The organism is Streptomyces sp. NRRL F-5122 (assembly GCF_001507435.1).
Classification (GTDB): domain Bacteria; phylum Actinomycetota; class Actinomycetes; order Streptomycetales; family Streptomycetaceae; genus Streptomyces; species Streptomyces lannensis.
Genome location: NZ_LMWH01000301.1, coordinates 1 through 18,961, shown reverse-complemented (window position 1 = coordinate 18,961; position 18,961 = coordinate 1). Strand labels below are relative to the sequence as shown.

The 18,961-nt window shown below is 68.5% G+C and carries 18 protein-coding genes and 2 pseudogenes; 9 read left to right on the top strand and 11 right to left on the bottom strand.

The window, feature by feature from the left end:
• Positions 1 to 113: 113 nt before the first annotated feature.
• The 3 genes and pseudogenes from ADL25_RS43565 to ADL25_RS47590 all read right to left on the bottom strand — a co-directional run bounded on the left by ADL25_RS43565 (position 114) and on the right by ADL25_RS47590 (position 4,996).
• The gene (locus ADL25_RS43565) at positions 114 to 1,892 is read right to left on the bottom strand and encodes a thiamine pyrophosphate-dependent enzyme (protein ID WP_059133512.1); all 1,779 of its coding nucleotides are present in this window, start codon (positions 1,890 to 1,892) and stop codon (positions 114 to 116) included.
• A gap of 14 nt (positions 1,893 to 1,906) precedes the next feature.
• Positions 1,907 to 3,490 (bottom strand): FMN-binding glutamate synthase family protein, encoded by a 1,584-nt coding sequence (locus ADL25_RS43560; protein ID WP_059133511.1) that lies wholly within the window; start codon positions 3,488 to 3,490, stop codon positions 1,907 to 1,909.
• Positions 3,491 to 4,166: 676 nt separating this feature from the next.
• A pseudogene (locus ADL25_RS47590) lies at positions 4,167 to 4,996 on the bottom strand (IS5 family transposase).
• A gap of 252 nt (positions 4,997 to 5,248) precedes the next feature.
• On the opposite strand from ADL25_RS47590, the gene ADL25_RS43545 reads away from it, so the two are divergent.
• Entirely contained in the window at positions 5,249 to 5,644 is a 396-nt protein-coding gene (locus tag ADL25_RS43545) for a contact-dependent growth inhibition system immunity protein (protein ID WP_059133508.1), read from the top strand.
• Between the two features lie 45 nt (positions 5,645 to 5,689).
• Here ADL25_RS43545 and ADL25_RS43540 read toward each other — a convergent pair.
• Together ADL25_RS43540 and ADL25_RS51400 are read right to left on the bottom strand one after the other, a co-directional pair.
• Positions 5,690 to 6,543, bottom strand: a pseudogene (locus ADL25_RS43540) (IS5 family transposase).
• Positions 6,540 to 6,875: a hypothetical protein gene (locus tag ADL25_RS51400; RefSeq protein WP_059133507.1), complete on the bottom strand. Its 336-nt coding sequence runs from the start codon at positions 6,873 to 6,875 to the stop codon at positions 6,540 to 6,542. Before ADL25_RS51400 ends, ADL25_RS43540 begins: the two are co-directional and overlap by 4 nt.
• Before the next feature lie 401 nt (positions 6,876 to 7,276).
• Between ADL25_RS51400 and ADL25_RS50125 the strand changes: the two genes are divergently transcribed.
• Positions 7,277 to 7,675: a hypothetical protein gene (locus tag ADL25_RS50125; RefSeq protein WP_059133506.1), complete on the top strand. Its 399-nt coding sequence runs from the start codon at positions 7,277 to 7,279 to the stop codon at positions 7,673 to 7,675.
• A gap of 50 nt (positions 7,676 to 7,725) precedes the next feature.
• Here the strand turns inward: ADL25_RS50125 and ADL25_RS43525 are convergent, their stop codons facing one another.
• Positions 7,726 to 7,899, bottom strand: a complete 174-nt coding sequence (locus ADL25_RS43525) for a CsbD family protein (RefSeq protein ID WP_079051013.1) — start codon at positions 7,897 to 7,899, stop codon at positions 7,726 to 7,728.
• Between the two features lie 136 nt (positions 7,900 to 8,035).
• Here ADL25_RS43525 and ADL25_RS43520 point away from each other — a divergent pair, with 136 nt between their 5' ends.
• On the top strand, positions 8,036 to 8,206 hold the full coding sequence (locus ADL25_RS43520) for a hypothetical protein (RefSeq protein WP_059133504.1): 171 nt from the start codon (positions 8,036 to 8,038) through the stop codon (positions 8,204 to 8,206).
• 95 nt (positions 8,207 to 8,301) lie between these two features.
• On the opposite strand, the gene ADL25_RS43515 is transcribed toward ADL25_RS43520, so the two are convergent.
• Positions 8,302 to 8,850, bottom strand: a complete 549-nt coding sequence (locus ADL25_RS43515) for a hypothetical protein (protein ID WP_059133503.1) — start codon at positions 8,848 to 8,850, stop codon at positions 8,302 to 8,304.
• 526 nt (positions 8,851 to 9,376) lie between these two features.
• Between ADL25_RS43515 and ADL25_RS43510 the strand changes: the two genes are divergently transcribed.
• Positions 9,377 to 10,585 (top strand): phospholipase D-like domain-containing protein, encoded by a 1,209-nt coding sequence (locus ADL25_RS43510; protein WP_059133502.1) that lies wholly within the window; start codon positions 9,377 to 9,379, stop codon positions 10,583 to 10,585.
• Between the two features lie 115 nt (positions 10,586 to 10,700).
• Here ADL25_RS43510 and ADL25_RS52550 read toward each other — a convergent pair whose 3' ends face one another.
• Entirely contained in the window at positions 10,701 to 12,452 is a 1,752-nt protein-coding gene (locus ADL25_RS52550; RefSeq protein ID WP_063805869.1) for a DUF4157 domain-containing protein, read from the bottom strand.
• Positions 12,453 to 12,685: 233 nt separating this feature from the next.
• Positions 12,686 to 13,858 carry a hypothetical protein gene (locus ADL25_RS43500; protein ID WP_159045155.1) on the bottom strand — a complete coding sequence of 391 codons (1,173 nt, stop codon included), beginning with the start codon at positions 13,856 to 13,858 and terminating at the stop codon, positions 12,686 to 12,688.
• 319 nt (positions 13,859 to 14,177) lie between these two features.
• On the opposite strand from ADL25_RS43500, the gene ADL25_RS43495 reads away from it, so the two are divergent.
• The 3 genes from ADL25_RS43495 to ADL25_RS43485 all read left to right on the top strand — a co-directional run bounded on the left by ADL25_RS43495 (position 14,178) and on the right by ADL25_RS43485 (position 16,422).
• The gene (locus ADL25_RS43495; RefSeq protein ID WP_234381299.1) at positions 14,178 to 14,702 is read left to right on the top strand and encodes a DinB family protein; all 525 of its coding nucleotides are present in this window, start codon (positions 14,178 to 14,180) and stop codon (positions 14,700 to 14,702) included.
• A 231-nt stretch (positions 14,703 to 14,933) separates the two neighbouring features.
• Complete coding sequence (locus tag ADL25_RS43490) at positions 14,934 to 15,506, top strand: Dps family protein (RefSeq protein ID WP_059133500.1); 573 nt, start codon at positions 14,934 to 14,936, stop codon at positions 15,504 to 15,506.
• A 73-nt stretch (positions 15,507 to 15,579) separates the two neighbouring features.
• Positions 15,580 to 16,422, top strand: a complete 843-nt coding sequence (locus ADL25_RS43485; RefSeq protein ID WP_234381298.1) for a hypothetical protein — start codon at positions 15,580 to 15,582, stop codon at positions 16,420 to 16,422.
• Positions 16,423 to 16,643: 221 nt separating this feature from the next.
• Here the strand turns inward: ADL25_RS43485 and ADL25_RS43480 are convergent, their stop codons facing one another.
• Both ADL25_RS43480 and ADL25_RS43475 read right to left on the bottom strand, forming a co-directional pair.
• Positions 16,644 to 17,282, bottom strand: coding sequence for an HAD family hydrolase (locus ADL25_RS43480; RefSeq protein WP_059133513.1), 639 nt, complete (start codon positions 17,280 to 17,282; stop codon positions 16,644 to 16,646).
• 282 nt (positions 17,283 to 17,564) lie between these two features.
• Complete coding sequence (locus ADL25_RS43475) at positions 17,565 to 17,798, bottom strand: hypothetical protein (RefSeq protein ID WP_059133499.1); 234 nt, start codon at positions 17,796 to 17,798, stop codon at positions 17,565 to 17,567.
• Positions 17,799 to 17,836: 38 nt separating this feature from the next.
• Between ADL25_RS43475 and ADL25_RS48730 the strand changes: the two genes are divergently transcribed.
• A complete protein-coding gene (locus ADL25_RS48730; protein ID WP_199839314.1) occupies positions 17,837 to 17,983 on the top strand; it encodes a hypothetical protein in 147 nt (48 codons plus the stop codon).
• A gap of 234 nt (positions 17,984 to 18,217) precedes the next feature.
• Positions 18,218 to 18,754, top strand: a complete 537-nt coding sequence (locus ADL25_RS43470) for a DinB family protein (RefSeq protein ID WP_059133498.1) — start codon at positions 18,218 to 18,220, stop codon at positions 18,752 to 18,754.
• Positions 18,755 to 18,961 lie beyond the last annotated feature (207 nt).

The following is an 18,961-nucleotide window of genomic DNA, read 5'->3' as shown; positions in this document are numbered from 1 at the left end:
CCACGACGCGCCCCTCCCGGTCGTTCGGTCTCATCCCGCCGGCCTGTCCTCCGGCAAGCAGGCGCGTACCCGACGACCGACCCCTTATTCCTGAAATTTCTTTCGGGTTTTCTTCAGTGGCCGCTCTCGCGGGTGTCGGTGTGGCTGCGCAGGACCTCCTTCACCTTGGCCACCGCGAAACCCCAGCCCTGCTCGACGGTCGGCTTGGCGGGCACCGCGATCTCGTCGGGGTTGGTCAGGACGTCGAGGAGGACCGGGCCGGGAGTGCCGAAGGCCCGGCGTACGGCGTCCTCCAGGTCGGCCGGATCCGTCACGCGGATGCCGGTGATGCCCATGGCGTCGGCGACGGCGGCGAAGTCGGGGTTGTCCAGGACGGTGCCGAACTCGGGCAGGCCGGCCTGTTCCTGTTCGAGTTTCACCATGCCCAGCCGCCGGTTGTCGAAGACGACGAGTTTGACGGGCAGCCGGTACGTCTTCAGGGTCATCAGGTCGCCCAGGAGCATGCTCAGCCCACCGTCCCCGCAGAACGCCACCACCTGCCGGTCGCGGTCCAGGCACTGTGCGCCAAGGGCCTGGGGCATCGCGTTGGCCATCGAACCGAGGTTGTAGGAACCGATGAGGGCTCGCCGGCCGCGCATCTGCACGAACCGCGACAGCCATACGGTGGCCATGCCGGTGTCGGAGGTGAAGACGGCGTCCTCGGCGGCGACCCGGTCGACGAGCGCGGCCAATGCTTCGGGGCGGACATCGTGGGTGCGGTTGTCCAGGGCGGAGCGGACGCGGCCGACCAGGCCCGTGTCGTGCGCCGGGTCGGCGAGCCGGGCCTGACCGGTGCGCCACTGCTCGAACCGTTCACGGGCCTTGGTCAGGTGCGACCGGTCGCGTGCCCCGTCTGCCCTGTCCGCGCCGGCGGGCGGACAGGCGAGGTGGTCGAGGAGGTCGCGTACGGTGGCGCCGGTGTCGCCCACGAGTGCGACGTCGACCGGTACCCGGCGTCCGATGTGGGTGGCGTCGGTGTCCACCTGGATGACGGTGCGGTCGGTGGGATACCAGTCCCGGTAGGGGAAGTCGGTACCGAGCAGCAGGAGGGTGTCGGCGTCCTTCAAAGCCGCTGCCGCCGCCGGGTTGCCGATCAGGCCCGTCTGGCCGACCTGGAAGTCATTGGTGTCGTCCTCGAAGCTCTCCTTCGCTTTGAGGGTGAGCACCATCGGTGCGGCCAGGCGGTCGGCGAGGGCGAGGACGTCGGTGCGGGCCGCGCGGGCGCCCGCCCCGACGAGCAGGGTGAGGCGTTCGGAGCGGTCAAGGAGCTCGGCGGCGCGTTGGACGGCCGGCTCCTCCGGCCGGCTCACCGCGCGGCTCAGGCCGAACCGGGCGGGCCGCCCGTCCGGCACCTCACGCTCACCCAGGTCGCCCGGCACGGTCAGGACGGCGACGCCCTTGCGTCCCAAGGCGGTGCGCACGGCCGTCTCCAGCATCTGCGGAAGCTGCTCGGGCGAGGTGAGGGTGGCGCGGAAGACGGCCACATCACGAAAGAGGGCGTCGTTGTCGACTTCCTGGAAGTAGTCGCTGCCGAGTTCGGCGAGCGGTACCTGCCCGGCGATCGCCAGAACCGGGGCGTGGCTCTTGGCCGCGTCGTACAGCCCGTTGAGCAAGTGGACCGAACCAGGCCCCACCGTGCCCATGCACACCCCGAGGGGGCCGCCGAGCTGTGCCTGCGCGGACGCGGCGAACGCCGCCGCCTCCTCGTGCCGGCAGCCCACCCATTCCAGGCCCTCGGTGGTACGCAGGGCGTCGGTCAGGGGATTGAGCGCATCGCCCACGACGCCGAAAACCTGGCGCACACCCAGGTCGCTCAACGCGTCCACGATGACACGGGCAACGGTTCGGGCCACGTGAATCCTCCAGCTCATACGGTGAAACGGTCGGGGTCTGCGGCCTTCCAGTCGGCCGCCCACGATGCGGGCGCCTCATCGAGCAACTGCCCGGGCGCCAGCCACTCGTACAGCTCCTCGTAGGAGCGTTCGGTGCAGGGGTCGATGCGCCGGCGCAGCATGTGCGGACGCAGCTGTGCGGGATCGGTGACCCCCATGGCCGCCATGATCTGCACCGCGCTGGCCACGGTCGCTTCCTGGAACCGCTGCACGCGCGGTGTCTTGTCCCGCACGTCCAAAGCGCGGGCCCGGCGCGGGTCCTGGGTCGTGACACCGGTGGGGCAGGTGTTGGTATGGCACCGCTGGGCCTGGATGCATCCGAGGGCGAACATCATCGCCCGTGCCGCGTTGCCGTAGTCGGCGCCCTGCACCATGCGTTTGACCAGGTCGGTACCGGTGGCCATCTTGCCGCTCGCCCCGATCCGCACACGATCCCGCAGGCCCGTGCCCACCAGGGCATTGTGCACGGTGAGCAGGCCCTCGGTGAGCGGGGCACCCACATGATCGGCGAACTCCAGCGGCGCAGCCCCCGTCCCGCCCTCGGCTCCGTCCACGACGATGAAGTCAGGCGCCGTGCCCTCCTCCAGCATGGCCTTGCACACGGCGAGAAACTGCCGGCGCGAGCCCACGCACAGTTTGAAACCGGCGGGCTTGCCCCCGGACAACTCCCGCATCCGGGCGACGAAGCGCACGAGTTCGCGCGGCGTGGCAAACACCCGGTGGTACGGCGGAGAGACCACGGTGCGCCCGACGGGTACGTCCCGGACCCGCGCGATCTGCGCATCGACCTTGGCCCCGGGCAGCACGCCGCCGATCCCGGGCTTGGCTCCCTGCGACAGCTTCAGCGACACGCACTTGACGTGATCGTGCGCCGCCTTGTCGGCGAACTCGGCCGCATCGAAATCACCGTTGCCCGTCCGGCAGCCGAAATAGCCGGTGCCGATCTCCCATATCAGGTCACCGCCCGGACGCAGATGGTACTCGGACAGCCCGCCCTCACCCGTGTCATGCGCGAAGCCACCGGCTGCGGCCGCCCCGTTGAGCGCGAGGACCGCCTGGGAGGACAGCGAACCGAAACTCATCGCCGACACGTTCAACAACGCCATGTCGTAGGGGCGGGAGCAGTCCGGCCCACCGACCCGCACCCGCGGCGGCCCTTTGGGCACCGCGCAGGGCGCCATCGACGGCACCAGGAACTCGTAGCCGGCCCGATACACATCCCGTTCGGTGCCATACGGCTGCTCGGCGTCGGTCCCCTTCGCCCGCTCGTAGACAATGCTGCGCACATCCCGGTCAAAGGGACGCCCGTCAAAGTTCCGCTCGATGAAGTACTGCTGAAGCTCCGGGCGTATCCGCTCCAGCAGGAAACGGGCATGGCCCAGCACCGGATAGTTGCGCAGCACCGAATGCCGGCGCTGCACCACATCCCACCCACCCAAGACCCCCGCCCACACCAGCAGCACAGCAGCCGGCCACCACCAGGGCGAGACCCGGACCGCGGCCACAACGGCCCCGAGCCCGGCGAGCAAGGCAACAACGACAATTCCCACACGTGTCACCCCTCGCGGATTGCCCGCCAACCGGCCCCCATGCACCAGCTTGCGGAAAAGTCCTTCAAAGCCCGTAGCAGCGTGAACTCACCGCCGCACCCCCACACATGAATCCCTCCCGGTCGGGCGGACCTGCCGGCGGACTGTGCACGCACAAGGCCCCAGTACACCGCCCACGCGGACAGGGGCTACGGCCACCGCGCGAGTGTCCATGCCGTACGAGGCCCTCCTCCACCCTGCTAGGCATGGTCGCGCGCCCTCGACACCGGCACGATGCAGGGAACGCCGTGACGGGCGGCCAGATCCTCAACGGCTCCACCGCGTGATCGAGCCATGAGGGTGGCGGGGCGGGAACGGCCGACTCGGCGCTGCACCCGCCCCATACCGCACTTTCACGCCGCGCCACCGCGTTCCCGACCGCTTCGGAGCGGGCCGGCACCCGAAGATCGCAGCGCAGGTGATGAGGGCCGGATGCTTCCGAGAACCGACCGGCCCGCCGACGTAACCCACGGCCGAGAGCGCCTGGCTGGCCTCGTGGACAGATAGAGTCTGCGGGACCCTCACGGCAATGACAGGCGAGTTCGAGCGTCGGCGCGGCTGCCCCTTGGTACCAACGAGGTCCGGTGGCCAACCGCGACGATCAGACCGCGGCTCGCGCGCTTGCCCTAGAGCCTGTCGTCAAACGTCACGCCCACATCAGGAGTGACGCGAGTGCGACGGCGGCCTGGAAGGACCGGGCGGTCTTCTCGTAGCGGGTGGCGATTCCACGCCACTGCTTGAGGCGGTTGAAGCAGCGTTCCACGACATTGCGGCGCTTGTAGACCGCCTTGTCGAAAGCCGGAGGTCGTCCGCCGCGGCTGCCACGGCGAAGCCGGTTGCGGATCTGGTCGGCGCGTCCGGGGATGGTGTGGGCGATGCCCCGCGCCCGTAGCCAGGTGCGGATGGCTTTGGAGCTGTAGCCCTTGTCGCCGATGACATGCGTGGGCTTGGTCCGGGGTCGGCCGGGCCCGAGCCGCGGCACTCGGATCGCCTCCATAACGGCGGTGAACTGGGTGCAGTCGTTGGTGTTGCCGCCGGTGACCGTGAAGCCGAGCGGGCGGCCCAGCCCGTCACACGCGAGGTGGATCTTGCTGGTCAGGCCGCCCCGGGACCGTCCGAGCCCTGAGCTGCGGAGCCCCCTTTTCGGGCCCCGGCGGCATGCTGATGGGCCCGCACGACGGTGGAGTCGACCGACACCATCCAGTCGACAGCACCGGCCGCATCCGCCTTCGCCTGTGCCGCCCGCAGCATCCGCTCGAAGGTGCCGTCCGCCGCCCACCGACGGAACCGGGTGTGCAGGGTGGCCCAGGACCCGTACCGCTCGGGCACATCCCGCCAGGCGGACCCGGTCCGGAACTTCCACACAATCCCGTTCAGGACCATCCGGTCATCCGGCCGTTTCCGCCCCGACTCCGCACGAGGCAGCAACGGCCGCACGAACTCCCACTCGGCATCCGTCAGTTCATGGCGACGTATCACCCGACCATGATCTACCAGGCAAGATCGTTTGACGACAGACCCTAGCGAGCCACGTCGCGGCCGACCTGGTCACCTTCTGCGACAGCATCGGCGATGTCACCTGTGCGGACATCGGCAACGGCTACTTCCGCGCTCCGGCAGTGGCGACCAGGGTCAGCCCGCGGGGCCCATTCTGTCGGCTGCTGTGGGGGTGCGGCGCGCGGCGTGTGTCAGACCGCGTTTGAGATCTCGGCGTAGGACAATCGGGCGGTGACGCGACCCCCGAACTGTGACCTCTCCCTTGAAGAGCTTGAACGCGACCGCTGGCCAGCCCCGTCGGCCGACACCACCCGTCTAGTCGCTACTGCGCACGCCTTGCTGCGTCGGCCGATCGGTGAGCTGACAGTCGAGGACATACGTCTGTTGATCGGGCAGGACATAGGGCTGTCCTACCTCCTGCCGCTGGCCCTCAAGGTGCTGCGGGACAACCCGATGGCGGCGGGTGACATGTACGAAGGTGATCTGCTGTCCGCGGTCCTCACCAGGAACCCAGCGGTCTGGACCGAGTCTTCCGGACTCGGCCGAGAGCTTCGCGCGCTCGTCTCGGAGTTGATCGACCTGCCACCTGACCTGCAACAGAAGGTTGAGCGGTTCTTGATTCAGTAGCGCGCTGACGCGGGATGTTACCCATGGGTGGGCGGACCGGCGTACCTATGAAACCTTTCGCGCAAGCGGGCGCGGGCCCTGCCGTGTCGCCGGTCGGCCGCGGGTGAGGCGGCGGACCATGAGGCCGGTCATTGCCCAGCGGATCATGGTCTCGGAACGGGCCGGGCTGGTCTCGTAGTCCCTGGCGAGGCGACCGTGAGCAGTAAGCCACGAGAAGGTGCGTTCGATCGCCCAGCGCTTGGGCTGGACCTGGAAGCCGCACTGGCCAGGATCTTTGCGGACGATGTCCAGCTCGCGGCCGAGCATCTGGGCGGTCCAGTCAACCAAGCGGCCAGCGAAGCATGGTCCGCCCAGATCTTCCGAATCTGCGGATGGTCGAGTCGAGTCCACAGCAGCGGCCGCTTCGCGCCATCCCGATCCTGGACACTGGCTGCGACGACATGGATCGCGACGAGCAGGCCGAGGGTGTCGGTGACCAGGAACCTCTTGCGGCCCTTGACCTTCTTGCCCGCGTCGAAGCCCCTGGTGGCCGCCGGGACAGTGTCGGCGGTGCGGACAGATTGCGAGTCGATCAGCCCTGCGCTCGGCTCTGCCTTTCGGCCGTCGGCCTCACGGACCCTGCCGCGCAGGACGTCGTGGACGTGTTCGACGGTGCCGTCGTCGTGCCACCAGGAGAAGTACCAATACGCAGTCGGCCAGGGCGGGAAGTCCTTCGGCAGCTGCCGCCAGGGGCACCCGGTCCGCACCACATAGAAGATCGCGTCCACGATCCGCCGACATGGGTGCTTCTCCCGACGTCCGCCCCTCGGCCCTACCCGCGCTGGCGGTAACAACGGCTCTACCAACACCCACTGTTCGTCCGTCAGATCCGACGGATAGCCACCCCCAACACCACTCACGCAGAGCTCAACGACCGCTCCATCGCACAGGCACGGCAGATCTCAAACGCGGTCTGAGGCTCTCGCAAGATGCGCAAGATGTTGACGGGCGGTCGGATGGGTCGCATGAGAGCGGCCCAGACGATGCCTGGCGCCTGCCCCAGGTAGTACTCATGACCGACGCCTGCCGCGGCGATGCCACACCCGCGGGAAGCACCCCTTGGATGCGTGTCTCTGGACAGCGCCGGGCGCAGACCGGCGGCCAGCACCCGGCCGGTCATCGGCGATCCGAACCCCATCTTCAGCTCGACGACCGGGCTGATCGACAGGGGGCTGCCGGCGTCGGCGAGCATCCGCAGCTCACCCCACCCGGCGCCGAGCAGAAGATCGAGCGCCCCGGCGCGTCCTGCAACGCGGCGACGGCGGCATCCTCGCGCTCGTGGCTCCGTGCGACGTGGTACCAGTCCAGCATCGTGGTCACGCCGGAGTGCGAAGCCTCCAAGCAGCCGAGCACGGTGCCCACGTAGACGCCCTCGGGCCCGCAGTGGGGTTTGACCGTGCCGTGCATGGCCGTAGCCCACTGGGGAACGTCCAGTCCCCGCCGGCTCCCCGGAACGCGGTCTGCCAGGTGTGGCGGTGGTTGTCGACGAAGCCGGGCATGACGATCCGGCCCCGGTAGCGGCGGGAGCCGGTCCCACGCGTCCACCCGTCAGCGCAAGCGGAGTCATCCGGGCAGCCCACCGACGGCGAGGGCGTGGACGTCGTCTTCGACAACGGAGCGGAGTCCACGTTCCGCGCCTCGACGAAGGTCCTGCGCCGGAAGGGCCTACTGCCGTACTACGGCGCGATGATCGGCGCGGTCCCCGTGGTGCACGTGCACGAACTGCCCCGCAGTATCAAGGTTTCCTACCCGGTCTTCCGTGACCACATCCCGCCCGCGAGGCGCTGCTGCGCCACGGCGCGGACCCCTTCGACCTGGTCCGGACAAGGCCTCCTGCATCCGGGCATCGGCCGACGCCACCCGCTCCAGGATGCTGCCCCGGCTGAGACAGCAGGGCGAGAAACGGTCACCTCGGCGCACCCGCCCTGGCTGGACCGCGCAAGATCCGCGCCGGCCCGCATCAGAACACGCCGGCACGCCGAACCGTGGTGAGCCCTCCCCGATGCCGGAAGGCTCACCACCGTCCACAGGCACAGCCGACGTCAGTGCTTGAAGGCGTCCTTGGTCTTCTCCTTGGCCTCACGGGCGTCACCCGTACTCTTCTCCGCCTGCCCCTCCGCGGCCATACGGTCGTTCCCGAGGGCCTTTCCCAGAGTCTGCTTGGCCTTGCCCTCGGCCTGCTCGGCCTTCGCCTTCGCCTTCTCGCCTGCACTCATGAACATGCCTCCTCACAACTGGATGCCGCTGTCGCGGTGACGCCCACGTGCCCCGGCATCCCCTTCACAAACAAGGCACCTTGGGTGAATGAACCAGCATTGGAAGGGCACACGGCGGGCCAGGAGGTAGATAACAATGGTTCCTTTGCTTCTTGTTCTGCTGCTCGCAATCATCCTTTTCGGCGCCGGCTTCGCCGTCAAAATCCTGTGGTGGGTCGCCCTGGCCGTGCTCGTGGTGTGGCTGCTCGGCTTCCTCATGCGCTCCACCTCCGCAGGCGGCAGCCGCGGCCGCTGGTACCGATGGTGACCTGACCGGCGCATACGCACACCCTTGTCAGGGCCCGGCCGTCGTTGACGGCCGGGCCCTGACGGCGTGGTCTCATGTGGTGGCACCCTGCCTCGTCAGATGTCGCGGAATTCAATGTCGTCGACATGGCGAAGGACGGCGTCATCGGGGATCCAGGGAAATCTGATCCCGGGAAACCTCACCGGCCACGGGCCGTACGGATCGAAAGCAAGGACCGCGTCGACGAAAGGCTCCGGCGGCAGGTAACCATGATCGGCGACGTAGTGGCCGATGAGATGCGGAGCTGCGAAAACCGTGCCGGGGGCTCCCGGAACACGGATCTCAGCCGTTCCGGCGCTCGCGCGCAGATGCCCCTGCCGGGGCTTGTACCAGGCGTGCGACTCCGGCAGGGGCGTGGGGCACAGGTCGCACTCGTGCAGCCCCAGCATCGCGTTGACCTGCTGAGCCTCAAGTATGGCCAGGAGCCTGTCAGTGAAAGCCTCGGGAGCCGGGCCGGCCCTCCACCGGTGGCCGGCTTCCAGCCAGCCCACGTTGAGGCGTTCGTAGGCGGGCCGAAAGCTGACGAACCGCATACCGTCGACGCGGTCAGTGAACACCTCGCCTGCGTCCGCGTAGGTGTAGGGGCTGAGATCCTCATAGAACATCCGGCCATCATCTCTCCACCCGAACGGGCTCATGACCGACACCGCGCCTGGCCCGGCCCGGCCATCGCAGTCACGCTGCCCTCACCCGTGACGGCCGGGCGGGGCAAAGGTTCCCGAAGGGATTACGGGTAGGCGGGTTGAGGTCGGAGGCGGGACCGGCACACGTGAAGGAACCCACGCCACCTCCCGCCGCGTCCCGCCACCGACCCCCTCCCCCGGCCTCGCCAGGCGTCGTAACCGCGGGTAGGCGCAGGGCCGGTGCCGAGAGGGCCGCCATCGGCGGCCTTGCGCATCACGGGTCATGCGCCGACAGCGCAGGCATCGACCCCAGGCCGCCCGCACTGACGGCACGCCTCCTCGAAGAGACCCGCCCGGTAGTGCCGCAGCGCGCGGGTTCCGGGTGCCGCGGGTAGCGTCGAGCCGGTGCCGGGAGTGAGACGGGGGTTGCCGGGCATCTGCTCCTGCGGGCGCGTCAGGCGGCCCGAACCATCCTCATAGTCCTTTCTGCCCCTACGGGAGTTCCGGCGTGATCCTCGACGGCATACCCGCACCCGCTGAGCCCGGCGCCGAAGCGGACGTGCGGGCCCGCAAGCAGCGCCTGCGACGCCGCCTGGAGCGGCTGATCGGCGTGGCCGCCACCGAAGGCAACGAACTGGTCCCCTTGCGCAACGGCGACGAGATCTTCCCCGCGATGCTCGGCGCGATCCGCTCAGCCCGGCACACCATCGACATGATGACGTTCGTCTACTGGCGCGGCCAGATCGCCCACGACTTCGCCGCCGCCCTGGCCGAACGCGCCCGCGCAGGAGTGCGGGTAAGGCTGCTGCTCGACGGCTTCGGGGCCCAGAAGATCGAGCCACGCCTGCTCGACCTCATGGACGCCGCCGGTGTGCAGGTGGCCTGGTTCCGCAAACCGGTCTGGCTGTCACCGTTCAAACAGAACCACCGCTGCCACCGCAAAGCCCTCGTCGTCGACGAGCACACCGCGTTCACCGGCGGCGTCGGCATCGCACAGGAATGGTGCGGCAACGCCCGCAACCCCGGCGAGTGGCGCGACACCCACGTAAAGGTGCGCGGCCCCGCCGTGGACGGCATCGCCGCCGCGTTCGCGCAGAACTGGGCCGAATGCCACGACGAACTCTTCGACGACCACGACCGCTTCACTGACCACCCGCAGGCCGGCTCATCCATCGTCCAGGTCGTACGCGGCTCCGCCAGCATCGGCTGGCAGGACATGCAGACCCTCATCCGCATCATGCTGACCTCCGCCGAGCAGCGCTTCCGCCTGGCCACCGCCTACTTCGCCCCCGACACCTACTTCGTCGACCTGCTGTGCGAAACCGCGCGCCGCGGCGTGCGCGTGGAGATCCTCCTGCCCGGCCCGCACACCGACCAGCGCGCCTGCCAACTCGCCGGCCAGCACCACTACACACGCCTGCTTCAGGCAGGCGTCCACATCCGGCAGTACCAGCCGACGATGATGCACGCCAAAATCATCACCGTGGACTCGGTCGCCGCCCTCATCGGCTCCACCAACTTCAACCGCCGCTCCATGGACCACGACGAAGAGGTCATGCTCGCCGTCCTGGACGAGACGTTCACCGCCGCCCTCGATGCCGACTACGAACGCGACCTGGAACACAGCGTCGCCATCGACCTGACCCGCTGGAAACGACGTGCGGTCCTGCAACGCGCCAAGGAAGCCGCCATCACCCCGATCCGCCGCTTCCTGTAACCGCACCGGCCTCGGCCTGTCCCGCAGCCGTCGGCACCCGTCGGCCGTCCGCCAGGGGAATCGTTGGCGGGCCGTCGCCCGGGGGCCTGAGCCTGCGGGGAAGATGGCCGTGCCGTCATCGCTGGTCCGTCACGGCCGGCTCCGTCTGGGTCGCGGGCACGGTCGTCTTCACCATCTTTCCGCTGTTGAACTCGTACACCGTGCGACTTCCACCCGCCGCGCCCTCTTCCAGGATGACGCGGTCAACATAGGGCCTCGGGTTTCTGCCGCCCGGGCCCTTGAGTTCCTTCTCAATGGCGTTCTCGACTTTGCGCAACTCCCGGATGTCGTCGGTGACCTGCATGGAAATGGTTCCCCTGTGGCGGTTCGCGCTGCCCGTTCCCGAACGCAGAGTGAGCTCCGGCTCGGTCGTGGCGTTGCCCTGCCCGCTGGCGTTCTTTCCTTCGAGTTGGAACGCGGCCGCCTTGAGATTGGCGGCGAAGTTCCGTTCGACCGTCTGCTTCGCCTGGACGAACTCGCCCGTGTACATACCGGCCGCCTGCGCCGCCCCGGCGCTAGCGTCCCCGCCGGAGGCGACGGACCGCCAGATCACCCAGTCGGCGCCGACGTTGCCCGACCGCTTCTCCGGTTCATAGGCAGCGATGTGGTTGCCGTCGCCCTCCGCGCCCGACGCCATGCCGAGGTAGTGGTTGATGTCGGCCAGGCTGCATGCACCGAACTGGACCACGCACTCCGGGTCCTCGTTCAGTGCCATCAGACCCATCTGGAGCTCGTACAACCATCCGCTGCCCGGCACTGCCTTCCGCGCGAGGGATTGGATCTCATCCCGCGGGAAGGCGCGGTTCCCCATCGCCATCAGCTCGGCCAAGACCGTACTCGCGGCCGGATGCACGGGCGAGCCATCACTCGCGCTGACGGCGGCGGACGGCCCGGGGTTCGCGGCCGAAGCGGCGGGGGTCTTTCCATGCATTCCCTTGACCAATGTAGTGAGCTTATCCGCGGTGCTGGCTTGGTGAATCTCGTCGGAGTCGATCAAGCGGTTCAGGGTGTCGAACAGCTCGCCCTGGACGCGCTGCAGGTCACTCGCGGTCCGGATACCCCACCTGGCCTTTGTCTTCTGGCTGAAGGTGAAGAAGGTGGGCACGTTCGCTTTCCAGCGGGCGAGCTCATTGATCGTCTTGTGCTTACCGTCGACCACGCAGAGACCGATGTCGACGGCCCTCTGTACCGTCCGCGTCACAGGCACCCCGCCTCCGTCTGCGGCGGGGGCACGCTCGGGGGCCGGCCGGGCCATCACCCGGGTCGCGTTGGCTTCCGCTTCGCGTTCGAACCGGTCGGACGGATCGGAGACCATAAGGCCCGCGCCGTTGTCGGTGCCCGCGACCGGGCCCTGACGCTGCTGGACGACATGCGTCAACTCGTGGGCCAAGGTGTGCTTGTCAGTTCCCCCGTGGCCGACGACGATGTGGCTGCCCGAGGTGTAGGCGCGGGCCCCGACTTCGGCGGCGGACACCCTTGCCGCGGCGTCATTGTGGATACGGACGTCGGAGAAGTCGGTACCGAAGCGGGCCTCCATATCTGACCGGGTCGCCCCGTCCAGGGGCCGCCCGCCACCACGCAGGACATCATGGACGGCGGAACGCTGCACGACGGGCGGCTCGGCCTGACGGCCGCAGTGGGCGCCATGCTCATGCTGGCCCCGCTCCCAGGAGTGCCCTGCCCGGCGGAGCATCTGGACGACACCCGCGTTTCCGGCGGTGCTCTGCAGCGCGAGCAGCCCCCAGGACGGTGTGCCGGCTCCGGCTCCGGCCGCCGGAGTGCGGCGGTTCTCGGTCCGGACCGATTCGGCGTGTTCGTGGTCCCGCACAACAGCCTCTTTGAAAAGAAGGGATACCGACTCCCCTCTTACCTACGCGGTGGGCGGCTGCGGGAACCAGGTACGGATGGGCAGGGTCGCATGGCTGCGCGGGCAATTCGTGAGGACCCTGGGGCCTCGCGCATTCACCACGGGGCGCGGCTGGAAAGGGGGGATGCGCCGGGAAGGGGATACGCGAGGCTTCTGCGCCGTCGCAAGACCAGGGGCGTACGGGTGCGGGCAGCTCAGCGGGGGCTCCCGGTGGCGACGGGCTGTGCCGGCTGGAGGTTCGTCGCCCATGCCACGATCTCCGGCCAGTACCTTCCCGGGCTCTCGCCGCCGATGAGTTCCTTGACCGCATCGGTGAAACCCGGACTGCCTTCCGTGCGCATCACGCCGTCGTAGGGCAGCTCCGCCCTCTGCTTGGACAGCCCCTGCAACTCCTCAGGCACAGACTGGCCCGTCAGCTGCCGTGCCAGAACGACGAACTTCGCCAGGTCGCGCCTGCCGGAGACACCGAAGTACATGCGGTCGACAGCTATCCCCATCCGGCCCTGGACCTGCTCGGCCGACGCTCTGAGCCCATCTCGGATCGTCGCGTGGAGCCGCAGTCTTTCCGCCGTGTCGTCGACGAAGTCGAGGAACTGCCGCAGTGAGACCGCCGTGTCCACATCCGACACGTCCACCGCGGTTCCATTGGCGCGGCGCTGCTCGTCGACGCCGGGACGGAAGTGGAGATTGTCGATCTCTCCGTACTCATGCCAGCCCAACTGTCCGTTGAAGTCGGGCTTCATCTTGCCCATGCGTTCGGTGAGGAAGTCGTGCATGTATTTCGGGTCGCGGCCGGCATGGGCCAGCATCGCCGCCAGGGAGTTCTCGACGGTGAGATGGTCGTTCGGCTGCACACGCCCGTTCGGTCCCGCCGAGGTGCCGTTGTAGGAGCGGTGGGCGAAAGAGTAGTGCGAGTCGTCGAACTCCATCACCATGCCCGGGATGCCGGTGGCGTTGGTCAACTCCTCCGGCGGACGAGAGGCGAACGGGGCCATGGACGTAAACCTGCCGAGCTTCTCGCCGACCTCCTTCTGGGACAGGCCCGCCAGACGTTCACCCGCCAGTGGCGTGTAACTGAACAGGCCACCTTCCTTCCGCAGCAGGCCGGACCCGGCCTCCTCGGTCGACACCCAGCGTTCCTGGACACCGCTCCCGGCGCGCTGGACGGCCACCGGCGGCACGGCCTGCGGCCCCGGATCGTGCGCGCGAGCCACCAGCTCAACCACGACCGAGTTGCCCACTGTCGCCTGGAGTTCGTGAAGCGCGGCACCGGGACCGGACAGCGGCCCGCCGGTTCCTGTACGCAGGGCACCGCGGACGGCGGCACCGGCTGATGCCCGGCCCGGTTCTTCTTCTCGTGCACGCAACGCTTCCCCACCACTCCCGTCGTACAGGCCCCGCCACCACGGCCGGTCGGCCCCTCGCATGTCCGCAAATGGCCAGCCTGACGGGCCGCATCCGGTCCGCGGAAGGTACACACGGGCAGCATCAGGGGCAGACCTGCCGGCCTGCCGGCCTGTCCTTTGAAAGCCTCCGCATCGGCCTCAGCACCGTTCCGGGATCCCGCCCGCAGCAGCGTGGGAGGAACGTTGTGCGCCCAGCGGCCTCTCCCGCGATTACTCAGACGCGCGTTGGACTGGAGGTTCTGCCCAAATCCAGGTGTCCCCACCCCACCGCCCCGGTAGCGTGCGCCGGCATGACATCGGAACTGGAACGACCCCGCTCCAAGCAGACGAAGGCACCGCGCTGATCGGCTGGCTGGACCTGCAACGGCAGATCCTGCGCTGGAAATGCGAGGGACTGAGCGATGAGGACGCGTACCGGCCGGTCATCCCGACCTCACCGCTCATGACGATGGCCGGTCTCATCACCCACATGCGCTGGACCGAGCACATGTGGCTGGAGGTGCTGTTCCTCGGCGGCGACGAGAAGCAGAACCCGTCGTTCGACGAGTCGACCGACGACGCCGACTGGCACACGGACGGACGCCCCCTCACCGAGCTCCTCGCGGAGGACAAGACCCAGTGCGCCCGCAGCAACGAGATCGTCGCCACGGCATCCCTGGACGACGTCGGCCGCCACCCCGACTTCCGCTCCGGCAGCGCCAACCTCCGCTGGATGCTGATCCACCTCGTCGAGGAGACGGGGCGGCACGCGGGGCACGCGGACATCGTCCGGGAACTCCTCGACGGCACAAAGGGCTACTACTAGCGGGGCTCCGCGTGACGGGGCCCTTGTCTCAGGAGCCGGGCCAACACGCCTGACGACCACGCGCGGGAGAGACCGCAAGGTGTGCGGCAGGCTCACCGACCACTGCCCCCTGCACGTGCCGGCCCTCGCCTGGCAGCACCACTGGCGGATCGGACATGTCTGACAGCGCCGGGGCGGGGCACCAGAGCTCATGCGACATCGCATGCCCCACCGAGTGACACGAGGTGAACCATGACCAAGGAGATCCGGGACCTGACCCCCAAGTACACCGTCCCCGGTATCGAGCGTGAGGCCGCCGGCCGGCTGATCGGCCTGCTGCGGATGCGGCTGCACGCCCTCAACGATCTCCACCTGACGCTCAAGCACGTCCACTGGAACGTCGTCGGCCACCACTTCATCGCCGTCCACCAGATGATCGACCCCCAGGTCGACCGGGTCCGCGACATGGCCGACGACGTGGCCGAACGTCTCGCCGCACTGGGCGGCGTGGCGCAGGGCACGCCGGGCGCACTGGTGAGCGAACGCACCTGGGACGACTACGCCATCGGCCGCGCCGACGCCATCGCGCACCTCGCAGCGCTCGACCTCGTCTACACCGGCCTGATCGAGGATGTGCGCACCTCGATCAAGGAGGCGGGTCAGGTCGACCCCGCCACCGAGGACCTCCTGATCGAGCAGCTGCGCGACCTCGAGCAGTTCCAGTGGTTCGTGCGGGCCCACCTGGAGAACGCGTCCGGCACACTCGCCACCGACACCGCACGCTTCGAGGAGGAAGCAGCGGCCAAGGGAGCCCACCTGAGCTGAGGGAGGCAGCGACCCGGTACCGCGGGCGGGGGTCGCGGCCGGTCGTGGACAGCCGCCCGCTAGCATCCTGGCCATGGTGTGGCGGGGGTGGCGGACGGGTGCCGTGGCGGGGGTGGCAGTACTGGCGGCCATCTGCGCCTCCGGTCCGGAACAGCCGGAGGTTGTGCGCGCGGCCTCCGACCTCGGCCCCCTGCCGGCCGACCGCTACACCTTGACGGCGCAGGACTACGAGCGCTCCCAGCAGGCGTCCGCGCTGTTGGTCCGACAGTGCATGGCCGGCCGCGGCCACCGCGACTTCCCGCTCGACCCCCGCTTCCCCAGCGACCCCATCGTCGGCACCGCCGTCGCCACCGAGTACGGCGTCCTCGACCCGGACACGGCCCGCCGCTGGGGCTACGGCTGGGACCCGGCACTGCACCCCTCCCCCCTGCCGAAGGGCCGCCGCATGACCAGCGCCGAGTACGCGGACTGGCCCGCCTGCAGCGCCGACGCCTCCCGGGACCTGATGCGCGGCATCAACCTCACACGGGACTGGCTCTACGCGGGCCGGCGGGCGATCGAGGTCGACAAGGCGGTCAAGGGCGACCCGCGTCTGCGCGCGGCCTGGGATGTGTGGTCCCGCTGTGTGGCCGCACGAGGATTCACCCGCTACCCCGACCCCGTCGCGGCCTATACGGACGCCGCTTGGCAGCGGGGCAGCGACGGCAACACCCGGCACACGCAACGGGAGCGGGCGACCGCCGTCGCGGACGTCTCCTGCAAGCAACGCCACCACACGGCCGAGGTCTGGCACACCGTACTGGCGCAGAAGCAGGCCGCGGACATCGCCCGCCACCCCGACCGCTACACCGCCGACCTCACGGCGCTACGAACCTACCGGGCCCACCTGGACGAGGTGCTGCGCAAACTCGGCTGACGGGATCACCGCCGCACGCACCGAAACGGGCACGGCGGCCGCAAGGCCGACCCACGGTTTTGTTCACCAGTGGACCGGCTCACTCTTGACGGCACCACCATCGAGACCGGCACCAACTCCTACCGTCCAGCCAGCACCCGAGCCGGTTGCCGAACACGTGGAAGCACTGACCAACGGGCCCACCGCCTGGCCGGCAACCGCTGAACGCCGGTCAGGCGACGTCACCCGAGCCGGACAGGCCCTGCCACCCGGGGATCAGCGTCCAGGTGAGCGGCGATGCGCATGATCGTCCGGGCGTTGTCCTCGAACAGATGCGCCTGCATGCCCGCCGCCTGGGCAGCGTCAACGTTGACTGCGTAATCGTCGATGAAGAGACAGCTCTCCGGCCGCACCTCCAGGCCGGCGCATGCGGCCTCGAAGGCACGCGGGTCCGGCTTCTCGATGCCGATCTCGTGCGAGTACACGATCTGCTCGACCAGCTCGTCGAACCGGTACAGCGCCGTCTCCCGCTCCCGGGCGCCGACGAAGCTGTTGCTCAGGATGCCCAGCCTGCAGCTTCCTCTCAGCCCCCGCACATAAGCGATGAGTTCCTCGTTGGGCGCTCCCAGGTATTCCGCCCAGAGATCAGCCATGAAGGCTTCCACCTGAGGCGCGTCGAGCCGCAAACGTGCTGCCACTTGCTCGTGAACCATTCGTTCACTGATGCTCCCGACGCTCCCGGCTCGCCACACGTCGCTCATCCGCTCATGCACGGTGCCTGGCGGCAGCGCAAGCCGCTCCTCCCACCGCTCCACCCATCCCGTTTTCGGCGTGATCTCCAGTACGCCGCCGATATCGAGAATGACGCAGGTCCCCGTCACTCCAACCCCCTGTTCGTCCTGTTCGGCCGGCGAGCGCACACCGCCCCCTTCATGACGAAGCAGCGTTCCTGAATGCCCAGGTGAACGTCCGTCGTTCGCTCGTGACCGTCCGCGCGGGCTCCTGTTCTCTTCCACCCTGGGGCTCGTTCGGAGAGCACGTCAATCCGATATCCGGCCTGGTGAACGGCCCTTTGCAGGGCGATCTGGAGCGTTCCGTCCTGGCCGAGTTCAGGGTGGAGACTCTCCAGGTTCGGGACAGGCTGAGACGTCACGCTTCACCCTTCAATTGGTGCCGCCGGTGGCGAACGGCTCTTCGTGGCTCCTCGCCGACTGCTTGCTGTGCCGAACCTCAACGAGGGGAAGCAACGTGCCTGTCGCGGGTATTCCGAGTTGGCGTGGCGTCGGGCCGGCGGGGGTGGGGACGTCAGCAAGTCGGTCGAGGAGTTGGTCGAGTGCGGCCTGGCCGTGGTCGACGCCGGCACGTTCGTCGTCCGTCAGCGGGATGGTTGCGAGCATCTTCTGCAAGTTCTCCGTGGCCTCCAGAAGCGATGCGGATGGCGGAGGCGAGGATCGCCCTCGGCGTGGTCGCTGAACGGCAGGGCGCCTTGGACCAGGCGGTGAACTACGGTGAGTGGGCCTTGAAGGGCGACCGGCAGTCGCTGCCGTCCCTGCTCATGGTCAGCCGCGAGCTAGTCCTGTGACCGCACAGGTTCGCCGGGTTGGGTTCAGGCCACCTGTGACTCGCAGCGATACCTGGCCACTCGCAGTCGTGGAGGGCCACTCCCGAGGCAGCATCGAGCGATGAGTTCCGATACGAAGAGAGGTCTTCTTGGGCGGACGTGCTCGTGAGGTGCCATTAGAGGCGCCGCCCAGTCCTCGGATCGTGGGCACGTACGAACTCGACCAAGCTTGATGACCGGTGAGGAGACTCCAGCGTGAGCGACATTGTGGTCCAGAAGATCGTCCGGCCGAAGCGCGCAGTATCGGGCCCGTGGCTGGAGGTGATCGCCTCGAATCTCGATTACCACCGAGCGACCTTCTTGTGGAAGTGCGAGGGGCTCGCGGATGAACAACTGCGGCGACGTCCTGTGCGGTCGTCGGCGTTGACCCTGCTGGGGCTCATGCGCCATCTGCAGGGGGTTGAGCGTGCCTGGTTCCAGCGGACGTTGGCCGGCACGACGCCTCGCTTCTTTCCCTATCGGACCTATGTCACCGCTGACGGTGGCGAGTGGTACGACGAGTCGGACGCTACGCCGGCCAGGGACGTCTACGAGGACTACCTCAAGGCATGTGAGGAGTCGCGGCAGGTATTCGCGAAGGTGACCGTTGACCTCGCGCGCATCGTGCCGAACCCGGAATTCGGTGACACTGATGTGCGATTCATCCTTGAGCACGTGATCGAGGAGTACGCCCGCCACGTCGGCCATGCGGATCTCCTCCGCGAGGCCATCGATGGCGTCACTGGCGAGTAGCCGACCGCTGCGCCCCCACCAAGCATGCCTGAGCACAGCACGCGACGAATCGCTACCGTACCGGCCGGCGACGGCTGAGCGAAATGGCCAACTACCCGTGAGCACAGGCTAAGAGCCATCACGTAATGCCGGCCGGGACCTGCTGCCCCGCGAGGGGTGGTTGGCTTACCGGATGTCGAGCTTGAGGTTGTGGAGTGCGGCGACGCC